18 protein-coding genes and 3 pseudogenes are annotated in these 23,745 nt (G+C 41.4%); 19 read left to right on the top strand and 2 right to left on the bottom strand.

Going from position 1 to position 23,745, the window contains the following annotated elements; translation table 11 throughout:
* Nucleotides 1-316: 316 nt before the first annotated feature.
* The 4 genes and pseudogenes from QF049_RS06835 to QF049_RS06820 all read left to right on the top strand — a co-directional run bounded on the left by QF049_RS06835 (nt 317) and on the right by QF049_RS06820 (nt 3,594).
* Nucleotides 317-1,243, top strand: coding sequence for a DUF2268 domain-containing putative Zn-dependent protease (locus QF049_RS06835; protein WP_307535927.1), 927 nt, complete (start codon nt 317-319; stop codon nt 1,241-1,243).
* A complete protein-coding gene (locus tag QF049_RS06830) occupies nt 1,218-1,976 on the top strand; it encodes a MerR family transcriptional regulator (RefSeq protein ID WP_307535925.1) in 759 nt (252 codons plus the stop codon). Before QF049_RS06835 ends, QF049_RS06830 begins: the two co-directional genes overlap by 26 nt.
* A gap of 208 nt (nt 1,977-2,184) precedes the next feature.
* A pseudogene (locus QF049_RS06825) lies at nt 2,185-2,684 on the top strand (AAA family ATPase).
* Nucleotides 2,685-3,168: 484 nt separating this feature from the next.
* The gene (locus QF049_RS06820; RefSeq protein WP_307535923.1) at nt 3,169-3,594 is read left to right on the top strand and encodes a DUF3888 domain-containing protein; all 426 of its coding nucleotides are present in this window, start codon (nt 3,169-3,171) and stop codon (nt 3,592-3,594) included.
* Between the two features lie 273 nt (nt 3,595-3,867).
* Here QF049_RS06820 and QF049_RS06815 read toward each other — a convergent pair.
* Nucleotides 3,868-4,050: pseudogene (locus tag QF049_RS06815) on the bottom strand (DUF3231 family protein); the annotation flags it as partial.
* A 202-nt stretch (nt 4,051-4,252) separates the two neighbouring features.
* Here QF049_RS06815 and QF049_RS06810 point away from each other — a divergent pair.
* From QF049_RS06810 to QF049_RS06795, 5 genes are all read left to right on the top strand, one after another.
* Entirely contained in the window at nt 4,253-5,215 is a 963-nt protein-coding gene (locus tag QF049_RS06810; RefSeq protein WP_307535921.1) for a phosphatidylinositol-specific phospholipase C/glycerophosphodiester phosphodiesterase family protein, read from the top strand.
* Nucleotides 5,202-5,900: a response regulator transcription factor gene (locus QF049_RS06805; protein ID WP_307535919.1), complete on the top strand. Its 699-nt coding sequence runs from the start codon at nt 5,202-5,204 to the stop codon at nt 5,898-5,900. The genes QF049_RS06810 and QF049_RS06805 overlap by 14 nt, the downstream gene beginning before the upstream one ends.
* A 100-nt stretch (nt 5,901-6,000) precedes the next feature.
* The gene (locus tag QF049_RS06800; protein ID WP_307535917.1) at nt 6,001-7,191 is read left to right on the top strand and encodes a sensor histidine kinase; all 1,191 of its coding nucleotides are present in this window, start codon (nt 6,001-6,003) and stop codon (nt 7,189-7,191) included.
* Between the two features lie 246 nt (nt 7,192-7,437).
* The gene (locus QF049_RS31350) at nt 7,438-7,668 is read left to right on the top strand and encodes a polymorphic toxin type 8 domain-containing protein (RefSeq protein ID WP_366349459.1); all 231 of its coding nucleotides are present in this window, start codon (nt 7,438-7,440) and stop codon (nt 7,666-7,668) included.
* Nucleotides 7,669-7,687: 19 nt separating this feature from the next.
* Nucleotides 7,688-8,062 (top strand): DUF2750 domain-containing protein, encoded by a 375-nt coding sequence (locus QF049_RS06795; protein ID WP_307535914.1) that lies wholly within the window; start codon nt 7,688-7,690, stop codon nt 8,060-8,062.
* Between the two features lie 151 nt (nt 8,063-8,213).
* Here the strand turns inward: QF049_RS06795 and QF049_RS06790 are convergent, their stop codons facing one another.
* Complete coding sequence (locus QF049_RS06790; RefSeq protein ID WP_307535912.1) at nt 8,214-9,278, bottom strand: GntR family transcriptional regulator; 1,065 nt, start codon at nt 9,276-9,278, stop codon at nt 8,214-8,216.
* 262 nt (nt 9,279-9,540) lie between these two features.
* Here QF049_RS06790 and QF049_RS06785 point away from each other — a divergent pair, with 262 nt between their 5' ends.
* From QF049_RS06785 to QF049_RS06740, 10 genes and pseudogenes are all read left to right on the top strand, one after another.
* Nucleotides 9,541-10,878 (top strand): ABC transporter substrate-binding protein, encoded by a 1,338-nt coding sequence (locus QF049_RS06785; RefSeq protein WP_307535910.1) that lies wholly within the window; start codon nt 9,541-9,543, stop codon nt 10,876-10,878.
* Nucleotides 10,879-10,962: 84 nt separating this feature from the next.
* The gene (locus QF049_RS06780) at nt 10,963-11,859 is read left to right on the top strand and encodes a carbohydrate ABC transporter permease (protein WP_307535908.1); all 897 of its coding nucleotides are present in this window, start codon (nt 10,963-10,965) and stop codon (nt 11,857-11,859) included.
* Between the two features lies 1 nt (nt 11,860).
* Nucleotides 11,861-12,709, top strand: a complete 849-nt coding sequence (locus QF049_RS06775) for a carbohydrate ABC transporter permease (RefSeq protein ID WP_124115006.1) — start codon at nt 11,861-11,863, stop codon at nt 12,707-12,709.
* Nucleotides 12,710-12,736: 27 nt separating this feature from the next.
* Nucleotides 12,737-13,720 carry a family 43 glycosylhydrolase gene (locus tag QF049_RS06770; RefSeq protein WP_307535904.1) on the top strand — a complete coding sequence of 328 codons (984 nt, stop codon included), beginning with the start codon at nt 12,737-12,739 and terminating at the stop codon, nt 13,718-13,720.
* 241 nt (nt 13,721-13,961) lie between these two features.
* A pseudogene (locus tag QF049_RS06765) lies at nt 13,962-14,350 on the top strand (hypothetical protein); the annotation flags it as partial.
* A gap of 201 nt (nt 14,351-14,551) precedes the next feature.
* On the top strand, nt 14,552-15,217 hold the full coding sequence (locus tag QF049_RS06760) for a GntR family transcriptional regulator (RefSeq protein ID WP_307535900.1): 666 nt from the start codon (nt 14,552-14,554) through the stop codon (nt 15,215-15,217).
* Nucleotides 15,218-15,235: 18 nt separating this feature from the next.
* Nucleotides 15,236-16,927: a dihydroxy-acid dehydratase gene (gene ilvD / locus QF049_RS06755; protein WP_307535898.1), complete on the top strand. Its 1,692-nt coding sequence runs from the start codon at nt 15,236-15,238 to the stop codon at nt 16,925-16,927.
* Nucleotides 16,928-18,523: 1,596 nt separating this feature from the next.
* On the top strand, nt 18,524-19,561 hold the full coding sequence (locus tag QF049_RS06750) for a LacI family DNA-binding transcriptional regulator (protein ID WP_307535896.1): 1,038 nt from the start codon (nt 18,524-18,526) through the stop codon (nt 19,559-19,561).
* A gap of 133 nt (nt 19,562-19,694) precedes the next feature.
* Nucleotides 19,695-22,157: a hypothetical protein gene (locus tag QF049_RS06745; RefSeq protein ID WP_307535893.1), complete on the top strand. Its 2,463-nt coding sequence runs from the start codon at nt 19,695-19,697 to the stop codon at nt 22,155-22,157.
* Between the two features lie 170 nt (nt 22,158-22,327).
* Nucleotides 22,328-23,719, top strand: a complete 1,392-nt coding sequence (locus QF049_RS06740) for an extracellular solute-binding protein (protein WP_307535891.1) — start codon at nt 22,328-22,330, stop codon at nt 23,717-23,719.
* The last annotated feature ends 26 nt before the right edge of the window (nt 23,720-23,745 follow it).

Raw genomic sequence — 23,745 nt, 5'->3', positions numbered from 1 at the left:
AGGCAATCCTGCACACATGAGACTTATGAAAAGTAAATTTGAGGTGGGAGATAGTACCATCAGGATATTAGATTATTCACGTTAATTTTTGTTTTAATCTTTTACGACTACTTATACTAGGATATTGAACTAACGGGAAACGTTAGTTCAATAAACCAAGGAAGCAGCTGACCATCGTGATCGGACGCTTTTGTTCAACTAACGGGTAGGATATTTTTAAAAACATGTACAATAATTTTGATTCAAGGCTCTTGACTATGACGTTAGGTCATAGTGCATAATTCTCTCTAAGAATACATAACTAGGAGTGAGAGAGATGAACATAAAATCACTGCGTTCAGATCATATTTATCAAAAAGTTGCCCAAGCTTCGCCCGAGGAAAAGCTTGAATTATTCAGAAACGAAATGATGGCTCCCTTTATGAAACAATGGAAAATTCAACAAATCCCTTTTAGAGCTGAAGAAGCGAATGATTTTGACGTTATTACGTTTAATAGTATGATGCATCGATCCCCTGATCTGATTACCCAGCAGATTTCACCTGAGATAGAGTTGATTTCTTCAGATTCTTTTTGGTTAGAGTGTGAGCACGCTGTAAGGAAAAGCCTCCATTTATTTATAGAACATGAAATAAGTCTCCCCGTATCTGATTATTTGTTTACCATTCAACTAGGGAATCCGGAAAACCGTGCCTTAACAATAAATGAAGGATATAGCGGCTTTGGGGGAATTCCCGGGTTTATCTGGGGGACACTCTTGCCAAATGAGTACACGGTTCCTCGAATGAAGGTTGCGCTGGCGCACGAATGCAACCATAATGTGCGATATCAATTTATTCAGTGGGATCACACCATTAATTTGGGCGAGCTCATTGTAAGTGAAGGGTTAGCTGAAAACTTTGCTACGTTCATGTTTGGAGAAGAATTGCTCGGCCCTTGGGTAACGAAAACAAATGCAGAAACACTTAACAGGTGCATTAAGCCTGTGCTCCGGAAGCAATTGCAATTGACGGGGTTTGATCAAATTGCCCCTTATCTTTACGGTGACGAGATCGCAGAACTTCAGAACTTAAAACCGGTCGATATGCCCTATAGCGCCGGTTACGCTTGCGGATATTATTTAATTCAGTATTATTTAAGAAAAACAGGAAGAACGATCTTTGAGGCAACGATAACGCCTGCTGCTCAAATACTAGACGAAGTAAAAGGATTTTGGGATGAAGAAACCATTATTAACGGTTAAAGATATTGTTCAGATAACAGGCATTACAGCTCGTACCTTGCATTATTACGATAGAATCGATTTATTTAAACCGACACATCTGACGGAAAAAGGGTATCGTCTATATGATCGAAGCAGTTTGGAAAAACTTCAAACCATTTTATTATTAAAGGAATTGGAATTTTCATTGAAAGATATTGCGGACATTTTAAAGCTGAACAAGCAAGAACAGAAACAAATATTAAAGAAGCAGAGACAAACTTTATTATCGAGAAAACAAAGACTGGAAAACATCATGACTGTTCTCGATGAATTCGTTTCGGGGAATGATATTAGTAATTTGAACATTTTAAACTGTTCTTCCGTTTTGCCATTGAAAGAACAGTACGCCAATGAGGCAAGATTCATTTATGGCGAAACAGAGGCGTACAAAGTATATAGTGAAACGATGGGAAATTTATCAGTAGATGAAAAAGAGAAACGTTTTGCCGACATTGAAGAAATATATAAACAAATTGCGTGTTGTATCCATCAGGATCCTTCCTCCGATGAAGTGCAGCGGTTAATCGAAGAGTGGAAAGAAAATCTAATGCAATTCATGACATGCGATGCAGAGTTACTGGCTTGCATTGCCCATACCTACAAATTTGATGCACGGTTCAAAAGCTACTTTAATCAATATGGTCATGAGGATTTAGCAGATTTTCTTTACAGCTCAATTATTCTAAATATCAATCGGGAATCATCTCAATGAATGGTTAATGCTTGATAGTCACTCCCTATGGTAGGTTGGACCATGACGATCGTCTATGTGGCATGGTCAGCTGCCTTTATTCAACTAAAGGGCAGGGTAGCGTAATAAATGAATATATCTATAATCGACCTTTTTTCGATTTTTCTTATCAACTATTATGTTTATATAGTTAGTGGAAAATCCAAACATCATACTCATTACAGGAATAATGGCCAGTGGAAAATCTACCGTAGCACAATTACTGTCCGAACAATTTGATAAATCGGTGCATTTACGAGGTGATATTTTTCGCAGAATGATCGTAAATAACCGCAAAGAGGTTCGTCCAGATTCAGAAAGTGACGAGTTTGTCAGTTGAGGTTACGATACCAGCTCACCGCCCAATCAGCGGGGATGTATTATAAGGCGGGATATACAGTCGTTGTTCAAGATGTTGTCATCGGACCATTACTTACTGATTTCATCTCGTTTATTAAGAGCCGGCCATTTTACTTAGTCGTGCTTTGTCCAAACTCTACAGTGGTTGCAACGAGAGAGGCTACGCGGGCAAAGAAGGGTTATGGGATTTGGAGCGTAGATGAGTTGGATCGCGTATTGCGAAATGAAACTCCACGCTCGGGTCTTTGGTTGGATTCATCTGATTTGTCCCCTAAAGAGACGGTTAAAGAAATAATCATGCGACTACAAAACGAGGCGTTGATAACATAAACGAACGGGAAACGATAGCTCAATAATACCAAGAAAGCAGCTGATCCATGTGATCAGCTGCCTTTGTTCAACTAACTGGCAGGTTAGTTGAATTTTAGTCACGGAGAAACGTAAAAAACTAAAAAGGAAGTGGTGACCTAACATTGGTACGCAAAATCTAGGCAGCCCACAGCGAGGGTGTCGGAGGACAAAAACAGAAAAGGACAAGAACATTGTGTCATCTCGGATTAGGTAGTTATCTAAATATCATCATGATGGAACTCCTGTGCGAGATTTAAGCACATTAATGTAAGACTTCGCTTGAATAATGATTTTTTTGTATCAGGAACTAGGTTTTTTCAGACCTAAGGCAAGAAATTAGTGCCATTGCTGAAAAGGTTAAGAACATGGTACCAATGTCGATTAGAATATTTATCTTTTCATTAAGCTAACGGGCAGGGTAACATAATAAATCCTCTTCAGTTAGTGAAAACTACCCTTAAAAATGCTGAGAATGAGGGTTTTAAAAATGAAAAGATGTATCGGATCACTGCTAACAGTCATCATTTTTTTTGTGACAATACAGCCCGTTTGTGCAAAGCCAAACGATGAACCATTGAAACGGCTTGTACTTACTTTGTTAGCTCCAAATATACAGGAACAGATTAACCAATACTATAAAAATAAATTAACTGTATCACCTACGTTTTCGCCTTTTTTGGATGGAACTGATCTAGACGTTAAATATCATTCTTCGTATATTGATGTTCAGGTTAAAACAATCCCGTACGTAGGACCTCATTTGGATGTTGGGATCGACTCGATGAGGTTTAGTATAGATAACTCCGGATCAGTAGTAGTTCTTGAGTATAAGCACATTAGGGATTATGACTTGCCTCCTAACTGGCAAGAAATTATTAAAACTCGTTAAACTAACGGTAAACGATAGCTAATAAAACCAATCTTCATTTTAAAATCCACTTATATACAAGTGTATAGAGACAAGAACTTGTACCAATTACCGATAAGGACAAAACAAAGTCCGATTAACCAATTAAAGCCAGTCGGCAATTCTGGAACACATTTATAAGATATATTGAGAAAAAGAAAAAATAAACACTAATGACCAGACAAGACTTTGGCAAAACATGCATTTAATATAAATCAAAAACAAAGCCCTGCTAGCTGACAGGGCTTTTATATATTATGCTTTTTCCACTTGAAGAGGTGGAGGGATAAGCCATCCTTTTTCTTTACTCATATTAAGAATGCGAAGACCTAAAGCGGTTTTAGTAAGGTGATATTTCGCAAATAAGGCTCCGATATCCTCCCTAATTGATTGTCCCATAACTTGACTACAAGCTACGAGTCCCATCGAAGTATCTGAGAAACAACCATTTAGTATATATAAGGTTCCTACATCGCTATAGTTGTGCTTGTGCTCCAGGGAGCTACAACGTTATCACGGGATCTGAATCTCTCGTTCAGCAATGTATACAAACTTCATAAATTCATTCGTTTTTATACCAGTCCTTCTTCATTTGAGTCCTGTAGTATGACTTACATCGGGATAACGAAGGAGCAAACGAATGAAGAAAACGATGATGTTAACCTTACTCATAATCATAACGGCAGGAATGATCTGGTGCAGCTGGGGGCTTGTTAGGACAGATCAGAATCACCCGGACTCTGCAGCTGGCACCAGCGGCTGGCAGGAAAATAGGCTTATTGCACATGCATTTGGTGGAGTCAACGGCGCTAGCTACACAAATTCTTATGAGGCATTTATAACCAATTACAATAGAGGGTACCGTTTGTTCGAGGTTGATCTTGTGCAGACGACGGACGGGGAGCTTGTAGCCAGACATGATTGGTCGCACAGGCTGCAGCCGGATTTGGCCGCTCATCGCGGACAAAACGTAACAAAGCTTCAGTTTGCAAACTCGCTTATAATGGGCAAATTCCACCCTCTTACACTGCCGGACATACTGCAGCTGATGCAGCAATATCCTGATTTTGACTTAATCGTGGATACGAAAGCAGGCAACAAAGAGCAAATTCAGCAGCAGTTTACGCATCTAGTCAATGAGGCGCGCCGTACGGATCCCGCACTGCTCAACCGGATTATTCCTGAAATTTTCAGCCCGGAAATGTATGACACGGTTATGGGAATCCATCCCTTTTCAAACAAAATATATTCACTTTACAAAACTGGCGCCTCCGCCGAAAGTATTGTAGAATTCGTAAGGGACAAACATTTGAAAGCTGTTGCCATGCCTGTATACCGCGTGTATCTAAACCCCAATTTAGTTCCAGCACTAAATAAGTATGGGGTGAAAAGTTATGTTCACACCGTCAACAGCAGACCGGTTATGCAGATTCTGTCCAGGTTCGGGGTACATGGATTTTACACGGATGAGGAAGAATCGCCAGAGGAGCTGATGCTTGCAGACGCTCCCCCCGGCCATGTTGAATTTTCGAGATACATAAGTTCCGGATTAGTAAGGATAAGAAATATCGTGATGAAGGTGAGAAATAATGGCTATAAATAACATTCTTGTTGTAGACGATGAACCGGAAATTCGAGAAGCGCTCGTTATTTATTTGAAAAACGAAAATGTGGATGTATTAACTGCCTCTAACGGATTGGAGGCGCTGGAAATTCTTGAACAGGAAACCATTCATCTTATTATCATGGACAACATGATGCCACAGCTCGATGGGATTAAAACGACATTTAAAATTCGTGAAAACAAAAATATACCGATCATTATGCTTTCCGCCAAGTCAGAAGATAGCGACAAGATTTTGGGACTCAACGTTGGGGCTGATGACTATATTACGAAGCCGTTCAATCCTCTAGAGCTGATCGCTAGAGTCCGATCTCAGCTGCGCCGGTTTACGAATTTAGGTTCCTTCCAGTCAAACGGGGATGAGCTCATTCAAGTAAGAGGACTCGTGCTGAACAAAAGTTCGAAGACTGTTGAGATAGATGGAGAGGACGTCAGATTGACCCCGAAAGAATACAAAATTTTGGAGCTGCTGATGGAGAACAAGGGTAGAGTTTTCTCGATCGAAGAGATTTATGAGCGCGTGTGGAATGAACTGATCTTCACTTCAGAGAATACGGTTGCCGTACATGTGAGAAACATCCGTGAAAAAATTGAAATCAATCCCAAAGACCCAAAATATTTAAAGGTGGTATGGGGAATTGGATACAAAATCGAGAAAAAATAAAGCCGATCGGAAGGTTCCAATCGACCTTATTGTCATCATTGTCGTCGCGATCTTATGGATCCTCTTACTCATAAACTCGTATTCATACACGGGGTTGAGTTTGAGCTATTCAACTTCAAGTTACATCCAGGCACTGCTTGCCTTTATTATTCTTTGCTTACTGGCAAGCAGATTGTTTCTTTATTTTAAGGCACCCCACAGTAGGCGTTCCTTCTGGCATGGCAGTCTGCTGATGGATTACTTTCATATTTGGAGAATCGGTCTTAGAGCCAGTTTGCAAAACTGGAGACTAACGTTTGGCCTCATCATGATGCTTTTGCTAACCGCGATAGCCGGCATTTGTATTTGGCAGGCAGCCACATATTACAGCATATATCAACAGGGGTTTTTCATACTTTATGTATTGCTGTATGTGCTTTTTCTGGTACCGTATATACTTTCCAAGCTTGGACGTTTCATCGCTATCATCAACGGGAGCAAAGAGATTGCTGAAGGAAATATTCAGAATACCATTCAAGATACCGGCAAGGATGCCCTATCCAAGCTTGCTGGCTATATTAACAATATGAAAGCCGGGTATCAAAGCGCGCTGGAGAATCAAATGAAGAGCGAACGGTTAAAAACAGAGCTGATTACCAATGTATCGCATGATTTGAAGACTCCGCTTACTTCTATTATCAATTATGTCGATTTATTAAAAAAAGAAGATCTGTCTACGGAGACCACCCGAGCCTATATTGAAACCCTAGACCGGAAGGCGCTACGGATGAAGCTGTTGATTGAAGACCTGTTCGAAATCTCAAAGATGGCCAGCGGTACAGTAGAGCTGGATATTGAGTACGTCGATGTCGCGACATTGTTGACACAGGCGATCGCCGAGTCCAACACCAGTATGGGACAAGCATCGCCAGTGATTCGGGAGAGGATCGCGAAATTCCCGATCCATGCACATATGGATGGCAATAAAATTTGGCGTGTATTCGAAAATTTAATTGGCAACGCGCAGAAATATTCGCTTTCAGGAACAAGAATCTATATTTATTTGGACGAGTCTGATGATCTGGTATTATTCAAAATTCAAAACACTGCTGCTTACGAGATTGATTTTGCTGCGGAAGAGTTGTTCGAGCGTTTCAAAAGAGCAGATGAATCCCGCCAGACAGAAGGCTCCGGACTAGGGCTGTCAATTGTGAAAAGCATCGTTGAGCTGCACGGCGGAGAGATCAAAATCGAGATTCATGGCGATCAATTCAACGTTATTCTGCATTTGCCCAAGCAGCGCTTAATTTAAAAGCCATAAAACTAGGTTAACCCTCATGCTCCCTTTCAGGATGTATGAGGGTTAACTTTACTTCAGGCTCTTTTCCAACCCCTTTTGTTCTAAAAATAATTCATAATATTGGAACAAAATCTTTTCCTGATTACCGAGAAGGATATGCTTGCTCACATTGCGCATTACTTTAAAACAAAAAATCATGAAATAAATAAACGATAAGACTTTTTTCTCTGAGCAGGAAAACAAACTAAACTTAAAGAAATAGCAAATGAAGATAAGGTTTCAACTTCATTACGAGGAGAAATCAAACGTGATCTAAATGAAATTAAAAGAAAAAAACGCAAAAATGTAAGAGTTCCTCAGGGATACCAGATGCAGCACAAACGTGGTTTCGAGGCAAGAAAGGGTTACGGTTACGAACACAGTGTTTTAAATATTACAAAAAACCATAAGACGCAACATAGATACGATAATAACGGAAAAATAAGATAAAACATCATTAGGAGGAAATATGAATCAGAAAGAATTTGAATCTGTCATCAATCTCCCTGCAAATATTCGTTATGAATACTTCATCAAAAAAGTAGTAGATTCAGAAGAAGTTTGGGGCCTTTATGAGAATGGTTGGTCAGTTACTGAAGATGATGAAGGTAATAAATTACTTCCATTTTGGCCTAATAAAGAATTCGCGGAATACTGTGCAACTGATGGTTGGGAATTTTACTCAAGTAAAAATATGGATTTATATGAGTTCATAGACGAGTTTCTTCCCAATTTGAAAAAAGAGGGTTTTAAACCTTCAATATTCTTAAATAATGCTGATTCTGCTGTATTAGAAGTCGATATATTAATTGAGGATTTAAAGATAGAACTTGAAAAATACTAACAGGATTGATGTTGCCGTTCCCAGAATTTCGACCGATGTCGAGGGACAAGAACATATTCCCATTGAAGTCGCTATTGAAGCGGCTTTTTTTATTTTATCGGCACAAGTTCTTGTCCCGAGCCAAGGACAAGAACTTGCAACGATTGTCGTGTCAAGGGAAGATGAGTTGCACGGGAATAATGGCGTTCTTAGGAGAATAAGTATCTTCCATCTGTTCACGTAACAGCTTTACGGCTGTTCGTGCCATTTCCTGTTCATCCTGCTGCACATAAGCTACGCCTGAAAGATGTGGATTATCGAAAGATAGCAAATCGATATTGGAGTGATCGTTCAGACGACGAATAGCGGACGATGTAAGGCGTGCTGTTTCTTCAGTCAAGGAGAAGGCTGCCGAAATTCCACTGTGGTTCTGCAAGAATTCGCTTACATAGTCCAATGCATGCTCGCTGCGTAGAATGTTGAGAGGGATGTGACACCACAAGCTCTTGTCAATCGAGATACCTTGATCTGTATATGCCTGCTCGAAGCCAAGCGTGCGATCCTCGACGGCTGTATTGGCATTTTCAGGTGAGATGAGCGCAATCTGCTGATGACTCTTGGATAACAAATGGGATACAGCCTTATACGCACCGCCGTAATTGTCGGATGTAATGGTGTACGTCTCAATGTTGCGCAGATAGCGGTCGATGAACACACACGGAAATTTGTCGAGCGACAGACGCAGTAATGATTCGTTGTACTTCTCATCTTCCGTCGGAAAAACGATCAGCCCCTTCACACCGAGTTCCGTTAGTGTACGGATGACGTTTGTTTCGATAGAGGAGGACTCTCGCGTGATGCTAAGTACCATGTTGAGGCCGGCTTCTTGCAGGAATTGTTCTGTGTAGTCAACGAGCTTTTGAATGACACGGGTTCTCATCGTCGGAATGATGAAGCCGATGAGCGGTATGGAGGACGCGCTGCCTTGGGATGGTGGAGAATGGATGCTAGAAACAACAAGACTTGAAGAGACGAATGAGCCTTTGCCTTGTACGCGTATAATTAATCCTTCGTCAGCTAGTGAGGTTAGGGCGTTCTTGACGGTTATTTTACTTACTCTAAATTCGTCCATTAGTTCTTGCTCAGAAGGAATGCGGTCTGTGGGCCGAAGCTGCCCTGATTTAATTTTCTGTATAATATTTTCTCGAATTTGTTTGTAGAGCGCCAGCTTTTTCAAAGAGTAGCATCTCCCCATAAACTTTATGATTTTATAATCAATTGGTTATATAAAGCTTATTTCATATATATTATAATACGGCATGTAAAGCGCTTACAATATGGAATCTAAGAAATTTTTGCGAAGGGGTCTTTTCTTTGAACGGTTAGAATTATGTTAAGGATGGTGGTGCCAAGGTAGATTGAAACCGCTTAAATTAACAGAACTAACTAGTCAGCCGACTTTTCAAATGCATAACACAAAAAGAGAGGATGACGAACAAATGAAGAAACGCAGTACGTTAATCTCCATCGTTACAGTCCTTATTATGTCCCTTTTTTTCACAGCATGTGGTAATCCTTCTGATTCAAAAACGGAAACACAGCAATTAGGCGCTAATGCCGGTGAGAATGCAACAGAATTGTCATTTTGGACATTCGTAGATTTGCACGGCAAGCATTTGGATAAAATGCTGGGGTTATGGAACCAAGAGAACCCAGACAAACAGATTAAGTTGAATGTAACGGTTATGCCTTACGATGATATGCACAACAAGCTCTTATTGGCAGTTACAAGCGGAAAAGGTGCTCCGGATATCGCGGATATCGAGCTTGGTCAATTCCCTAAATTCCTGGAAGGTGACAACGTTCCACTGGAATCTTTGAATGATGTATTTGCACCATACAAAGACGTTGTTGTTCCTTCGCGTGTCGAGATTTACTCCAAAGCCGATCAGGTTTATGGCTTTGATTATCACGTAGGTGCAACGCTTGCTTTCTACAACACTGAAATTCTCGAACAAGCAGGTGTTGACTACAAGAAAATCATAACGTGGGAAGATTACAAACAAGCAGGTATCAAGGTTTATGAAAAGACTGGCAAGTACTTAGGTACTGCTGATACATCTGCTACGTGGCAAGCATCGTTGCTGTTAGCTCAGCAAAACACTGATTTTACAGATGAAAATGGTAATCCAAAAGTTAACTCGCCTGAAATGATTAAAGCGTATGAAATGTTAGTTGATCTGCAGAAGAACAATGTTATTCATACGATCCCAGGCGGACAACCCGACACAGAAGAAGCAAAAGGCGAATACAACAAAGGCAACTACGCAAGTGCATTGATGCCTGAGTGGTACATGTCCCGCTTTGTAAACGAAATGAAGGACCTTAAAGGTAAGTATGCAATTGCTCCATTACCTGTATTTGAAGAAGGTAATCCTCGTTCCGTTGGCTTAGGCGGTACTGGCACAGTTGTTACTAAGAGTGGTAAAGACGTTCAATTGGCCAAAGAATTTGTAGCCTTTGCTAAGCTTTCGAAAGAAGCCACTACTGAAATCTGGAATACACTTGGATTTGACCCAATCAACATGGAAGTATGGAAAGATGATGCAGTAACGAAAAACCCTGATAACGAGTACGTACAATACTTTAAAACAAATGCATTTGATACTTTGAATGAAATCAAAGACGAAATTCAAGCGATCAAATCCGTTAAAGCTTCACCGACCATCGGCAATATCTTCAATACGGTTACTTTGAACGCCATCTTTGAAGATGGTCAAGACGTGAAGGAAGCGTTGGATGAAGCACAAGCAGCAATTGAACAAGAATTGAAATAAATATAATAAGTAAATGATTTGGTTAAACCTGTCGGCAGGTATAGTAGTCGGCAGGTTTAACCTTAGTCAAGGGAGATTGAGAATATGATAAAGAAATTTGTATACTCTCAAAAAGTTGCACCTTATGTTTTTGTGTTGCCATTTATACTCATATTTTTGATATTCTGGTTTTTTCCGCTTGTAAATTCATTCGTAATGAGCTTTCAAGATCGGATGTTGGGACAGGATCCTAAATGGATTGGTGAAGCGAATTATTCGAAATTACTTACTGATAAAGTGTTTTTGACATCTATTAGAAATAGCGTTGTGTACATGTTAGGAACCTTAGTGCTGTTAATTCCTTTCCCAATGTTATTCGCCGTTATGATAAACAGTAAGTTAATGAAGGGAAGAGAGTTTTTTAAATCTTCGTTCTTTCTCCCTGCATTGACTTCTGTCGCAGTAGCGGGTACCATTTTCCGCCTTACATTCGGTGAAATGGAAGGTTCATTAATGAATAGTTTCCTGGGGCTATTTGGTATAGAGCCTATTAAATTTTTGAAAGACGGAAATTGGAGTATGGCAGCACTGTTGATCCTCGCATGTTGGAGATGGACAGGTGTTAATATGCTTTACTATCTATCCGGTTTGAAAAGCATTGACAATGAATATTATGAGGCTGCTTCAATTGACGGGGCATCTGCTTGGCAGAAGTTCAGAACAATCACAATGCCATTATTGAAGCCGACCACGGTATATGTCACGACAATTAGTGTTTATGCAGGTTTAGCCATGTTTACCGAGAGCCTAATGATGTTTAACGGTAACAATTCACCCAAAAATATTGGCTTAACCATTGTTGGATACCTGTATAGACAAGGGATTGAGCAGAATAAGCTGGGTTACGCAGCTGCAGTTGGTATCATTCTGTTAGTCATTGCTATGGTTATCAATTTAACGCAGTTGAAATTTAGTGGAATGTTCAAAAAGGAGGAGGATTAAAGTGGGCAAAAGTCAGACGAGGAGTGATTTCATCTCTAGAATAGTAATTATTTGTTTATTCATTATACTATTCGTTTTAATTATGATTCCATTCTATGCAGTGGCCCTATCTTCCTTTAAACCAGGTGAATCATTAGTTAGATATGGTCTTAACCTAAGTTTGGATTTTGAAATCATGAGTTTTAATAATTTCATCTATCTGTTTACTGGAGAACATGATTATTTTGTGTGGTTTTGGAACAGTATGATTTTAACAATCGTTCAAGTGGTTTTAACACTTTTTGTAAGCGCATTTGTTGCTTATGGTTTTGCAGCATATGATTTTAAAGGTAAGAACTTCCTCTTTATATGTGTTTTGCTCATTATGATGGTGCCTTTCGAAATACTGCTGGTTCCTTTATATAGCCTAATTAATGATTTGGGAATGGTGAATAGCTATTCGGCAATCATTTTGCCGGGTATAGCCAATGCCGCGACAATATTTTTCTTCAGGCAATATCTAAGAAGCATACCCAAAGAGATTATTCAATCTGGGCGGGTTGATGGGGCAAACGAGTATGCGATATATTTCAGACTAATTATGCCAATTATGAAGCCATCCTTTGCGGCAATGGCCATTCTGAATGGTATGAATAGCTGGAATAATCTGTTGTGGCCATTCATGGTGTTAGGAGATCAGAGTAAATATACACTTCCAATCGGTTTGAAAACGTTATTAACTCCTTATGGCAATAACTATGATCTATTGATCGTGGGCTCCTTCTTCTCCATCATTCCAATTTTTATACTGTTCATTGCTTTCCAGAAATACTTCATAGACGGTATGACTGCAGGTGCTGTTAAAGGGTAGTAATATTATGATGAAACAGGTGATAAGATGGCAGTCCAAAAAAGAGTGTTACACGACGTACAACCACTGATTGAGCAGAAAGCTGATCCTTTTATTTACCGACATTCAGACGGTTATTATTACTTCGTAGCATCCGTTCCGGAGTATGACCGGATTGAAATCCGTAGAGCCCAGAACCTTGAGGGGCTTGTTACATCAACTCCTGTAGTGATCTGGAGAAAGCGCGAGACGGGTATCCTTAGTGCCAATATTTGGGCACCTGAACTGCATTTTATTGATGACAAATGGTACGTGTATTTCGCTGCCGCACACACGACGGAAACGAATGAAGGCTTGTTCGACCATCGGATGTACGTGCTAGAGAATGAAAATGCCAATCCGCTCGAAGGCAGTTGGACGGAACGAGGACAGGTTCGTACCGCGTGGGAAAGCTTCGCCCTCGATGCCACTACCTTTGAGCATAATGGCAGCCGTTATTACGTATGGGCACAAAAGGATCCGAATATCGAAGGTAACTCTAATCTGTATATATCCCAAATGAGCAATCCGTGGACGCTGACTGGGCCGCAAACGATGATCTCGATGCCGGAGTATGACTGGGAGATCATTGGTTATAAAGTGAACGAAGGCGCGGCTTTTCTTCGAAAGGGTAATCTGGTATTCCTCTCTTACTCGGCTAGCGCCACCGATTTCAATTATTGCATGGGCCTGCTTGAAGCCGATGCGGATGCGGATTTGCTCGATGCCGCCTCATGGCGCAAGTCACAAACAGCGATTCTCTCGACAGATGAGAGCATCTCGATGTATGGTCCCGGTCATAATTCCTTCACGGTGTCAGAGGCCGACGAAAAGACGCTATTTGTGTTCCATGCAAGAACGTACAAGAATATTATAGGAGATCCGCTGTACGATCCGAATCGTCATACATTTGTGACGGAGCTTTTGTGGACGGCTGACGGCAGACCCGATTTCCGCGGCTCTGTTGCAGCACTTGCACGTTCTGTACAGTGAACGAGTGTCCCAACAAGGTTGGTTGATGGATTTGAGTTCGTTTATCCAACTTACCAAAGAGAGACAGTAAGAACATCGAAGGCACTCTACTGGGTGCCTTCGATTTCGCTCTACAGATAATACGCTGAACCGCACCATAAGTAGTGGTAAGTTGCCTTAAAACTTGCCGCTCCAGTTAACCCGGAGAATCATATCATAAATAAGTGAATTCTTGAAAAATATATAAGAGCAGGCCGCTCATTTAAAAGCACTTGTATTTAATAAATTCGGAGGACCGTAAGTACTAAATATCTTGAAATTTCGGATCCGGTTATCGGGCCTGACGAAATATTAATAAGGATGAAAGCAATCGGACTGAATTTTACAGATATTTATAGAAGGAAAGGAAACTATCATCTTACTGGGAATTCCCCGGTTTTAGTTATGAAAGGGCAGGAGTCGTTGAATAAACGGGACCTAATGTCCAAGAAACCAGCGTTGGCGCTTGTTGCATTTGACGATGAAAAGGCACCTAGGGGATTTGTTGTATTTTATGGAGTGGCAGGGGGAGACCCTGCTCCAGTTGATCCTAGGATGTTGATGGATACGTTAAAGACTTTGACTGGTGGCAATCTTTGGAATTTCCTTACTTAGAGAAAGAATCACGATAAGCCGATTAATGCAGAGAGTACGGTATCAAAAAGAAGATTTGTCAAGGGACAAGAACATCGTCCGATTGCCGATTAGATGTATACATTAATTGAGCGAGTAAAAAAATGAAATAATAATTGCTTCTCAATCTCGTATGCGATATATTGCATATAAGAATAATTGTAAAAAGGATGAAAAACAATGCCAATTCCTAAAGATTTTTCATTACCAGTTCGCATGTCCGCAAAAGAAAGAGCGTTTTCTCAGATTCAGCGGTGGATTATTGATGGAACACTGCAACCAGGTGAAAAGCTTATTGATGCGGAAATGGCTGAATCGCTTGGAGTCAGCCGGACACCGATTCGGGAGGCATTTCAGTTACTCGAAGTTCAAGGGCTCGTGTCTATGCATCCAGGAAAAGAAACAAAAGTAACGAATATTGAGAAAAACGATATTTTTAAGATGTATTCAACCATGGCTGCTCTTCAGGCCTTGGCTGCTGAAATTACTGCCAAAATTATTGTTCCAGAACAGATCGAGAAACTAAGATCCATAAATTTGGAATTTGCAAGTTCCATTAAGAATGGCCAAGTTTATCAGGCCATGGAGGTGGATGAGCTATTTCATAATTATATTGTGGAGCTCTCAGATAATCCTTATGTGGCCACATTTAATACATCTCTTCAGATTCACATTAGGAGATTTAAATATGTGTTTTTAAAACAACCTATTACGGCTACATTCGCTTCAGTCGAAGAACATGATTTGATCATTAAAGCTTTTGAAGGCAAGAATAGCGATGATGCTCAAGTACTAATGAAACAAAATTTTATTCGTCCGATGCAGGAGCTGAACGAAATACTTTGAAGTGAGGGGTAAAAGAACATGGAAAATAAAAAAGATCTTCGTATTCGAAGCAAAGTGATCAGTGAAGGTGTTAACCGGGTACCGAACAGAGCAATGCTACGTGCAGTTGGTTTTCAGGATGATGATTTTAAAAAGCCAATGATTGGAATAGCGAGTACTTGGAGTGAGGTAACACCGTGCAATATGCACATCAATGATTTAGCGATTCAAGCCAAGATGGGAGCACGTAATCATGGCGGTGCTCCATTAATTTTCAATACAATTACCGTTTCTGATGGGATCTCGATGGGTCATGGAGGGATGTTGTTCTCGCTACCAAGTAGGGAAGCTATAGCTGATTCGATTGAAATAGTGACCGGAGCCGAGCGTTTTGACGGCATTGTTGCAATCGGTGGTTGTGACAAGAATACGCCTGCATGTTTGATGGCTATTGGACGGATGAACATTCCTTCCGTTTATGTTTATGGAGGAACCATTCAACCTGGTAATCTCGACGGTAAAAAAGTAGATATCGTTTCAGCTTTTGAAGCAGTTGGTCAATATCAAGATGGAAAAATGACAGATGAGCAGCTGCATAAGGTAGAATGTAGTGTTTGCCCAGGCCCAGGGTCTTGCGGGGGGATGTATACCGCTAATACGATGGCCGCAGCTGCAGAAGCAATGGGAATGTGTTTACCTGGTTCTTCTTCTACATCAGCCATTTCAACGAATAAAGCATTGGAATGCGCAGCAGCCGGTAAACAGGTCATATCACTTCTTGAACAGGAGATCTATCCAAGAGACATTATGACGAAAAAGGCATTTGAGAATGCAATTACTGTCGTAATGGCTTTGGGAGGTTCTACAAATGCGTTCCTTCATTTGCTCGCCATTGCTCATTCCGTAGAAGTTGATTTAACATTAGACGATTTTGAGCGAATTCGCTTGCGTGTTCCCCATTTGGCGGATCTGAAGCCAAGTGGCCAATATGTCATGCAGGATTTGAATGATATTGGTGGTGTTTCAGGGGTAATGAAGCTATTGCTCTCTGAGGGATTACTTCATGGTGATTGCCTCACCGTAACTGGTAAAACTTTGGCGGAAAATTTAGCTGAAGCTGCTCCACTTCAGAATAATCAAGAGATTATACGTCCACTAGATAATCCGCTTAAGCCAGATGGGCCACTGGTTGTGCTTCGAGGAAACCTCGCTCCTGAAGGCGCTGTTGCCAAAATGTCAGGCATGAAGATACAGCAGTTTTCCGGTCCGACAAAGGTGTACGATAGCGAGGAAGACGCGACGGAAGCGATTATGAATGATGAAATTCAGCAAGGGGACGTATTGGTCATACGCTATTGTGGTCCCAAGGGTGGACCAGGTATGCCTGAAATGCTTTCCGTTACAGCACTAATTGTAGGAAAAGGTCTCGGGGGGAAAGTTGCTCTCATAACAGATGGTAGGTTCTCTGGTGGCTCGCATGGATTTGTAGTCGGCCATGTATCACCTGAGGCACAAGTAGGTGGACCGATCTCTTTGCTGAAAAATGGGGACATTATCACCATTGACAGCGATATTCAAGAAATAAAGGTTCATGTGACAGAAGAAGAGTTGGCGGCTCGAGCGAAAGCCTGGGTACAACCTCCGCTTAAAGTAAGTTCGGGAGTACTAAGTAAGTATGCTAGATTAGTTTCTTCTGCCTCAAAAGGTGCAGTAACAGATTTGTTAGAATAGACATTTCTGTTCTGTTTTGAGTATGGTTAAGAGGCTACTCTCTCAAGAAAGTCAAACAATGGAATGATAGATTGACTTGGCCAACAGCTTCTTTAGGATGAATTGGTTTAAGCTATAGCCTGCCCTGTTATATAGACAGTAAAAAAGAACAGCACTAGAAGAGTATGCTAAACAAATAAATGAACCTGCATACGCCTATAGCACTACTAAGTATTAAATTGAATCAATGGGTTATACTATAAATAAGAAATTTAACTTAAATTAAATCTGTTATGCTATTGGTATAATTTCAGTTAATGCCGAAAGACAAGAACATATTCCCATTAAGTCGCTATTTTAGCGGCTTTTTTTGTTATCGGTACAAGTTCGTGTCCTGAGCCAAGGACAAGAACTTGTGTTTCATTAAGCTAACGGGCAGGGTGGTTTAGTGAAGGTGGAGAATAACCTTCTGATAGGACTCTATAACAAAGCCAAGGTAATTTTATAATTTTACTGTTGTAATGGGAGATCAATATTGAAACGAATGCCTTTTGAACGCCCAACGGAGCATTATGACGAACAAATTTGTGAAATGTTGAAAATTCGGAAGCAGCTTTCAAACAACAATCCTGGTTTAGCGATAATTTTTTTAATGCTTGAGAGATAGCAGGGGAGAGAAGTAAGAAAATTAGCGCACCTTCTTGGAACGAAGTGAATAAGATGCGAGATCGATCTTTTCCAAAAATAGCTTTTAAATATGATTTTATAGAGAAAAGCTCATCAAGTTAGAAGAAATACATGTTGTCGGAGGACAAGAACATTGTGTCATCTCGGATTAGGTAGTTATCTAAATATCATCATGATGGAACTCCTGTGCGAGATTTAAGCACATTAATATAAGACTTCGCTTGAATAATTATTTTTTTGTATCAGGAACTAGGTTTTTTCAGACCTAAGGCAAGAACTTAGTATCATCGCTGAAAAGGTTAAGAACATGGTACCATGTCGATTAAAATATTTATCTGTTTCATTAAGCTAATCCGACTAGTGGCATTTTCACGAGGAATGGCTGGAATGATGCTATCTGCGCGAAACATAGGTGGATATATTAATAAATTCGTTCCGGGTGGTAATGGGCCGGATCTTCAACTATATTTACCCCTTGTGTTAACTGTGTTTATTTACTCGTGCTTCATTCAAAGAAAACAAAGAATTTTTCTGGAAAAAACCTCATTTAGTTGTCTTCATATTTTCATTGCAATAATAAGCTGTTTTTCTGCTTGTGTAGTTTTACTTTTGATTTAATCCTAATTGGTGTTACGCTAGCGGGGAGCGTTAAGTTTAAACATAACAGACCAGCTGGCGAGCGGCTGTTTTTAATATGCTAAATGAGCTGTTAAGCTCAGTAGGTATGGAATTTTAAGGATACTATAAAGTCTAATAAAAGAGATTATTAGTCATAATCAACGCAAGTGTCTCAGTAAAAAAAAGTGGAAGTAAAACCCAAAATAAAGATTGCTTAATCAGTGATTGTAAGGTAAGATTCAACTATCAAAAAAATCTAAACGTTTAAACAGCTAATGAACGATGGTTCGTATGCTTAGACAGGAGAGACCTATGAGAAAAACTAGCATAAAGGACATCGCACTTAGGGCTAATGTTTCTATTGCTACAGTCTCCTATGTACTCAACGGTACTCGCAATGTGCGTCCCGAAACGCGCAGAAGGGTCCAGGAGGCCATCGAAGCATTGAATTACAAACCGAACGAGATTGCTAAAAGCCTCCAACGTAACCGTACCAACACAATTGGTGTTATTACGGAGGATGTGACTGTTTTTAACGCTCCGGATATTATCGATGGTATAAACGACTTTGGAGACCGTCACGACCTACATATCCTGCTGGTTAACCTTAGGCTCGACAAACGAATTGGCCGTAATTTTCAAGACGTCGAAGCTTACCGTAGGTATGCAGGCAGTGCTGTATCTGAACTGCTTGGTAAACAGGTGGATGGTATCATTTACATCGGAGTTCACACTCGCGACTTGACAGGTCTAATCAATGTTGAAGGTAAACCGATTATATACACCTACGGTTACACACAAGACGATATTTCAATTCAGTATAATGATGAACAGGCATCTTATGAAGCGATGTCGTACTTGGTACAAATGGGACACAGTCGCATCGCAATTATTAGTGGCTTAATGGATTCAATCCCTTCAAGACGCCGATTAAACGGTTATTACAAAGCAGTCACCGATTTTGAATTGCCGTTTGATCCTTCCTTAATAAAGATGGGGGATTGGGAAAGAAATTCGGGCTATAGGTATGCTAACGAGCTACTCGACATGGACAATCCGCCGACTGCGATCCTGTCAATGAACGATGTTATGGGCGTCGGGGTTCTTCAGGCCACGAAGGAAAAGGGGCTAAGCGTTCCTGAAGATATTTCTGTAGTTGGTTTTGATGATCGGGAATTCAGCGATTACCTGAGCCCACGTCTGACAACAATGGGATTACCGCTTCATGAGATGGGATATTTAGCGATAGAAACCCTTTACCGCCTAATCCATGGAGAAGATATTCAAAACCTAACCATGCCGGAATGTCGCTTGATCGAACGCGATTCCGTTCGGAAGCTTAAAAGCTAAAAAGGCGCATGCCAGTTTCCATATATAGAACCAACGCAGGTAGGCTTTGCAATACCAAAGAGGAATTTAAGTTTCTCTTTTCAAAGTAATTTAAACGTTTAACTTAATTCTGATCAATGAAAGGGAGATCTGAGTGACCATTCTTAGTAATGAAAAATTCAGGATCGAGTTTGGTGAACGTGGTACCGTTCAGTCCTTGGTGATGAAAGATGATCATCATGAGATGAATTGGGTAGTAGATCCTCATTATTTGCAAGAGGTTGGATTCCAAGAGGATGAGGATAAGCTCTTTGGCGAATGGAGTATGCAGTTGAATGATAGGTTTGTTCAAAGCTCGATGTTTGAGCCAAATATAACGAAACATAGCACGAACCATGTTACTGTTGAGTTCAAAGATGTACAGGTCAAGATCTTGTTTTCATATTTGTTGGAAGGCGATCAATTCCGCTGGGGTATCAAACTGACCAATGAATCGGATACGAACATTAAAATTCAAGGGTTGCATGTGTGGTTTTCTCTCGCCTACATTATGTTTCGGACGCAAGATGTTTACCGTAACATGCATGAATCCTGCGCCGTATTTACGCACATCGGTGGGAACTTTGCCAAGTTTGCTGCTGTACGACGAAGTAACGACGGACCTCATCTGGGAATCTACACGCTCAGAGGGAATACATCCACCATGGGTTCTCATTGTCGTTATTGTAACCGCTTTCTAGAGCAAGTTTCTCCATCTTTGGACGGCTTGTTATTCCACAGACTTTCTTTAGTGGAGGATGGGACCTCATTGAAAGATTTGGTACTTACCGATTGGATCTATAATGACGCTTACAACTCTTTAACGTTAACACCAGGGCAAGCGGAAAATTGGGAGTACGGATTTGTGTCATTCCAGAATCTGACGGATTTCTACCACCAAGGCAAGGTCCTCGGACATCCTCACTGGAGCTTTACACCCGTTGTGCCTGAAGGAGGACAATTCACAGCCTCAGTCCGTTTGCCTAGGGATCTTGAAATAAGGTCGTTAAAGCTATACAGTGCGCCTGGACACCAGAATGGCATTGAAGAGCAGGATATCTCCACACTACTGCTTCCTTCAGAAAAGTCTATGTCACTAGACGTAGGCTCTGATCAAATTAGCAACCTCGTCGTTGAACAGGAGTTCATAGTAACCCTACCCGCTGACGTACCAGGAGAACGTAAGCTGGAGTTGATACTCAAGGACGGACGTCGTGACATGCTGGTTTGGAATGTCCTTGAACCCGTTCATACATTGCTTGAAAAGCGAGCAGAATGGCTGGCAGTAAATAGCTATGAAGGCGGGGAGGCAGCGGTTCGGCCCCATGCGTTCCGTCCGTTATCTAACCAAGGTGAGTCACTGGGAAAATTGGCATTCTTATTGATGAAAAATGGGAGGTCTTCACCTGTTCCCGAGCAGGTTATGAGGGCGGAAGCAGCAGCGGTGCTGGATATGAAGGTGCACTGGTTCATTGAAGGTGATTTGTCCCGGCCGCAAGCTTTGTACGGTAACTTTTATCGTATCTACGATTTCGATTATATTGCGCACGTTTTTTATCTATTATCACAAATGGATGAAGAGCTGCTTCATTTGCATTCGCCTTCCGAGTATTTGAAGTGGGCCGCCGAAGTTATGTGTTTGCGACTTGATCCAGATTGCCATTCAGGTCAGCGAGAAAAGGACGAATCACGTCTAAATGGTGTGTTTATCCTTTACATACGTGAACTGCTACAAGCGTTGAAAGACAAGGGATATGCTGAATTACATAATCAACTACGACAGCTATGGGATCGCTTTGGTCGGGAAATGGAAATTGGTGTTCGGCACTACGGCGGAGCCGTTACAGAGCACTTTTATGATAATGCCGGATTTGGTCCAACGTGCACAGCATTATGTTTCCTTGGGCATACCGACAAGGCTTCACAATATGGTCAGCTTATTTTGGCAAATATCGGATTCAGCAACGACTATAGGCTGCAGAATCCGGATCGATGGTGGGAAGCACTATCTCCAATGATTCATTCCTTATGGGGCGGACTAGCGGCATCGTCGGCATTGGTTGCGTATGAACATCTCGGTAATACAGAATATCTGGAAGCAGCTTATCGCTCTACAATGGCAATCTTTCATTGCTATGACTGGAATGTAAAATCCACTCCGCGAAGGCTGGCGCAAGGTGAAGCCGCATCGACGTATAGTGTATCTGCACCCAACTTGAACATGCCGGAATTGTCGCGTAATCGTTTTGGGCAATCGGTGTTCGTGGGAGCAGACGATCCGCTGTTTGCCGCTTTGTTCTCCGATGTATCGGGGGATGATTGGGATATGGGTGAGGAATTAGTAGCTTATTTGCTGGGGTTTGGAACTACGACGTACCTCTATCGAGATGAAGGAGGCACTTTAAGATGTGTCAACGGATTCGTGACAGAAGAGCATGATGGTTGGACCGTGAAAAGTTATGCGGCGTATCCGTCCAGGTACGTATTCCGTGAAGAAGACTTAGAGTTCAGAGCTCCCCAAGGAACGTTGCAAAAGAGCATTCGCCTGGAAAATGGAAAGTTCTGCGCTTGCCTTTGACGAGTCTTCCAACTTGGCAGTTCCCACTTGTTCTATAAAAGGAAGTACAGACTTGGTTAACGAACAGCACCATATAATCATTCGGATATGAAGCAAGACCATGTTTTTAAGTTAAACGATTAAATTCGTTGACTTGAAATAAATAGCTTTGAAAAAGGGAGGAAACAAACATGAGGTTTGGTAAGCGCAAGTTGGTTCTGTCTCTCGCATTAACCTTGGCTTTCTCCACGCTGGCAGGTTGTTCTGGCAATTCGGACACTTCCGGTAATGCCAAAAATGCAGCAGAGGGCAACGGGGATCCGTCCGCTGGGGGCATCACCCTTGAGTTGTTGTATTGGGGGGATGATGTACAGAAGCAACTGGTGGAATCCGCTGCAGAAAAATATACAGCGGACACCGGGGTGAAAATTAATGCGCAGGTGTTGCCGGCAGACGGCACATTTGACACCTTCATCCAGACGAGGCTTCAATCCGGAGAACTGCCGGACATCAGTTACATGGGGGAAGCTGACATTCAAAAGTACAATGAGATGGGCATTTTACAGGACATTTCCGACCTGCTTGCGGATGGAACCATTCCGGAGAAACTTCCTGCAATCACCATCCATACTCCAGAACAGAAAGTTATCGGTGTAGGCTTGTCCAACCAAATGGAACTGCTGTTCTATAGCAAATCGAAATTTGATGAAGCAGGCGTTCCATATCCACCTTCTAAGGTTGAAGAAGCCTGGGACTGGGATACTTTTGTTGCCAATGCTAAGAAGCTAACCAAGGATTCGAGTGGTAAGACAGCCGCCGATGCTGGATTCGATGCAGCATTGACTGAAAACTATGGTCTTGGTTTTACGGCAGGGCGTGAATTTCACCATTTCTGGGCAGCGAACGCCAATGGAGGAGGCATTGTATCCCCGGATGGAAAAGAGTTTCAATGGGATTCACCACAAACGACAGAAGGTATTCAAAAACTGGCTGATCTTGTGAACAAAGACAAAGTTGCTTCGGCCTTTAGCTATACCTGGAGTTCTGGAATTGGCTCCGCTGTGGATGCGTTAAGCGGGGGTTATGCTATGGCTGTGAGCGGATCTTGGGATTTAGCGAATATCAAAGGCAATGAGGACATTGGTGTAGGTGTGCTCCCAAAAATGGAGAAAGCAGTAACCATGAATGCTGGAGCTCCACTAGTTGTGTACAATACCTCCAAACATATCGAAGAGGCTAAGAAATTCTACGCCTATATGGTTAACCCAGAAAACAGCCTAGACTTGCTGAAAAGCGGAGCATGGCTGCCTAATCAGGCGGACTGGTATACAGATCCAGCTTTAATTGAACAATGGACGGCTGATCTGCCAGCCAGCGCAAAGGAAACCATCCTTAGCTATGCTACGACAGAGGATGCCATTGTCCAATGGCCAGCGTATTATGTTCCGGCTTATTTAAAAATGAACACGGAATACGAAAAGTCGATCGACCAGGCATTATCCGGCCAGAAAAGTGTCAAAGAAATTTATGATGCGATTATGCCGGCAATTAAGTCGCTGTGGGAAAGCGGAAAGGTTTCCTAACCATAGGAAGGAAGTTTGAATTCGAA

This window comes from Paenibacillus sp. W4I10, from assembly GCF_030816325.1.
In the GTDB taxonomy this organism is placed as follows: domain Bacteria; phylum Bacillota; class Bacilli; order Paenibacillales; family Paenibacillaceae; genus Paenibacillus; species Paenibacillus amylolyticus_B.
This window is presented reverse-complemented; position numbering and strand designations above follow the sequence as displayed.

What these genes read in the sequence shown, in the direction of transcription:
- QF049_RS06780 (WP_307535908.1), top strand. Translation starts at nt 10,963, where the DNA reads ATGATAAAGAAATTTGTATACTCTCAAAAAGTTGCACCTTATGTTTTT.
- QF049_RS06810 (WP_307535921.1), top strand. Translation starts at nt 4,253, where the DNA reads ATGAAGAAAACGATGATGTTAACCTTACTCATAATCATAACGGCAGGA.
- QF049_RS06835 (WP_307535927.1), top strand. Translation starts at nt 317, where the DNA reads ATGAACATAAAATCACTGCGTTCAGATCATATTTATCAAAAAGTTGCC.
- QF049_RS06740 (WP_307535891.1), top strand. Translation starts at nt 22,328, where the DNA reads ATGAGGTTTGGTAAGCGCAAGTTGGTTCTGTCTCTCGCATTAACCTTG.
- QF049_RS06770 (WP_307535904.1), top strand. Translation starts at nt 12,737, where the DNA reads ATGGCAGTCCAAAAAAGAGTGTTACACGACGTACAACCACTGATTGAG.
- QF049_RS06795 (WP_307535914.1), top strand. Translation starts at nt 7,688, where the DNA reads ATGAATCAGAAAGAATTTGAATCTGTCATCAATCTCCCTGCAAATATT.
- QF049_RS06805 (WP_307535919.1), top strand. Translation starts at nt 5,202, where the DNA reads ATGGCTATAAATAACATTCTTGTTGTAGACGATGAACCGGAAATTCGA.
- QF049_RS06750 (WP_307535896.1), top strand. Translation starts at nt 18,524, where the DNA reads ATGAGAAAAACTAGCATAAAGGACATCGCACTTAGGGCTAATGTTTCT.
- ilvD (WP_307535898.1), top strand. Translation starts at nt 15,236, where the DNA reads ATGGAAAATAAAAAAGATCTTCGTATTCGAAGCAAAGTGATCAGTGAA.
- QF049_RS06820 (WP_307535923.1), top strand. Translation starts at nt 3,169, where the DNA reads ATGCTGAGAATGAGGGTTTTAAAAATGAAAAGATGTATCGGATCACTG.
- QF049_RS06760 (WP_307535900.1), top strand. Translation starts at nt 14,552, where the DNA reads ATGCCAATTCCTAAAGATTTTTCATTACCAGTTCGCATGTCCGCAAAA.
- QF049_RS06785 (WP_307535910.1), top strand. Translation starts at nt 9,541, where the DNA reads ATGAAGAAACGCAGTACGTTAATCTCCATCGTTACAGTCCTTATTATG.
- QF049_RS06830 (WP_307535925.1), top strand. Translation starts at nt 1,218, where the DNA reads ATGAAGAAACCATTATTAACGGTTAAAGATATTGTTCAGATAACAGGC.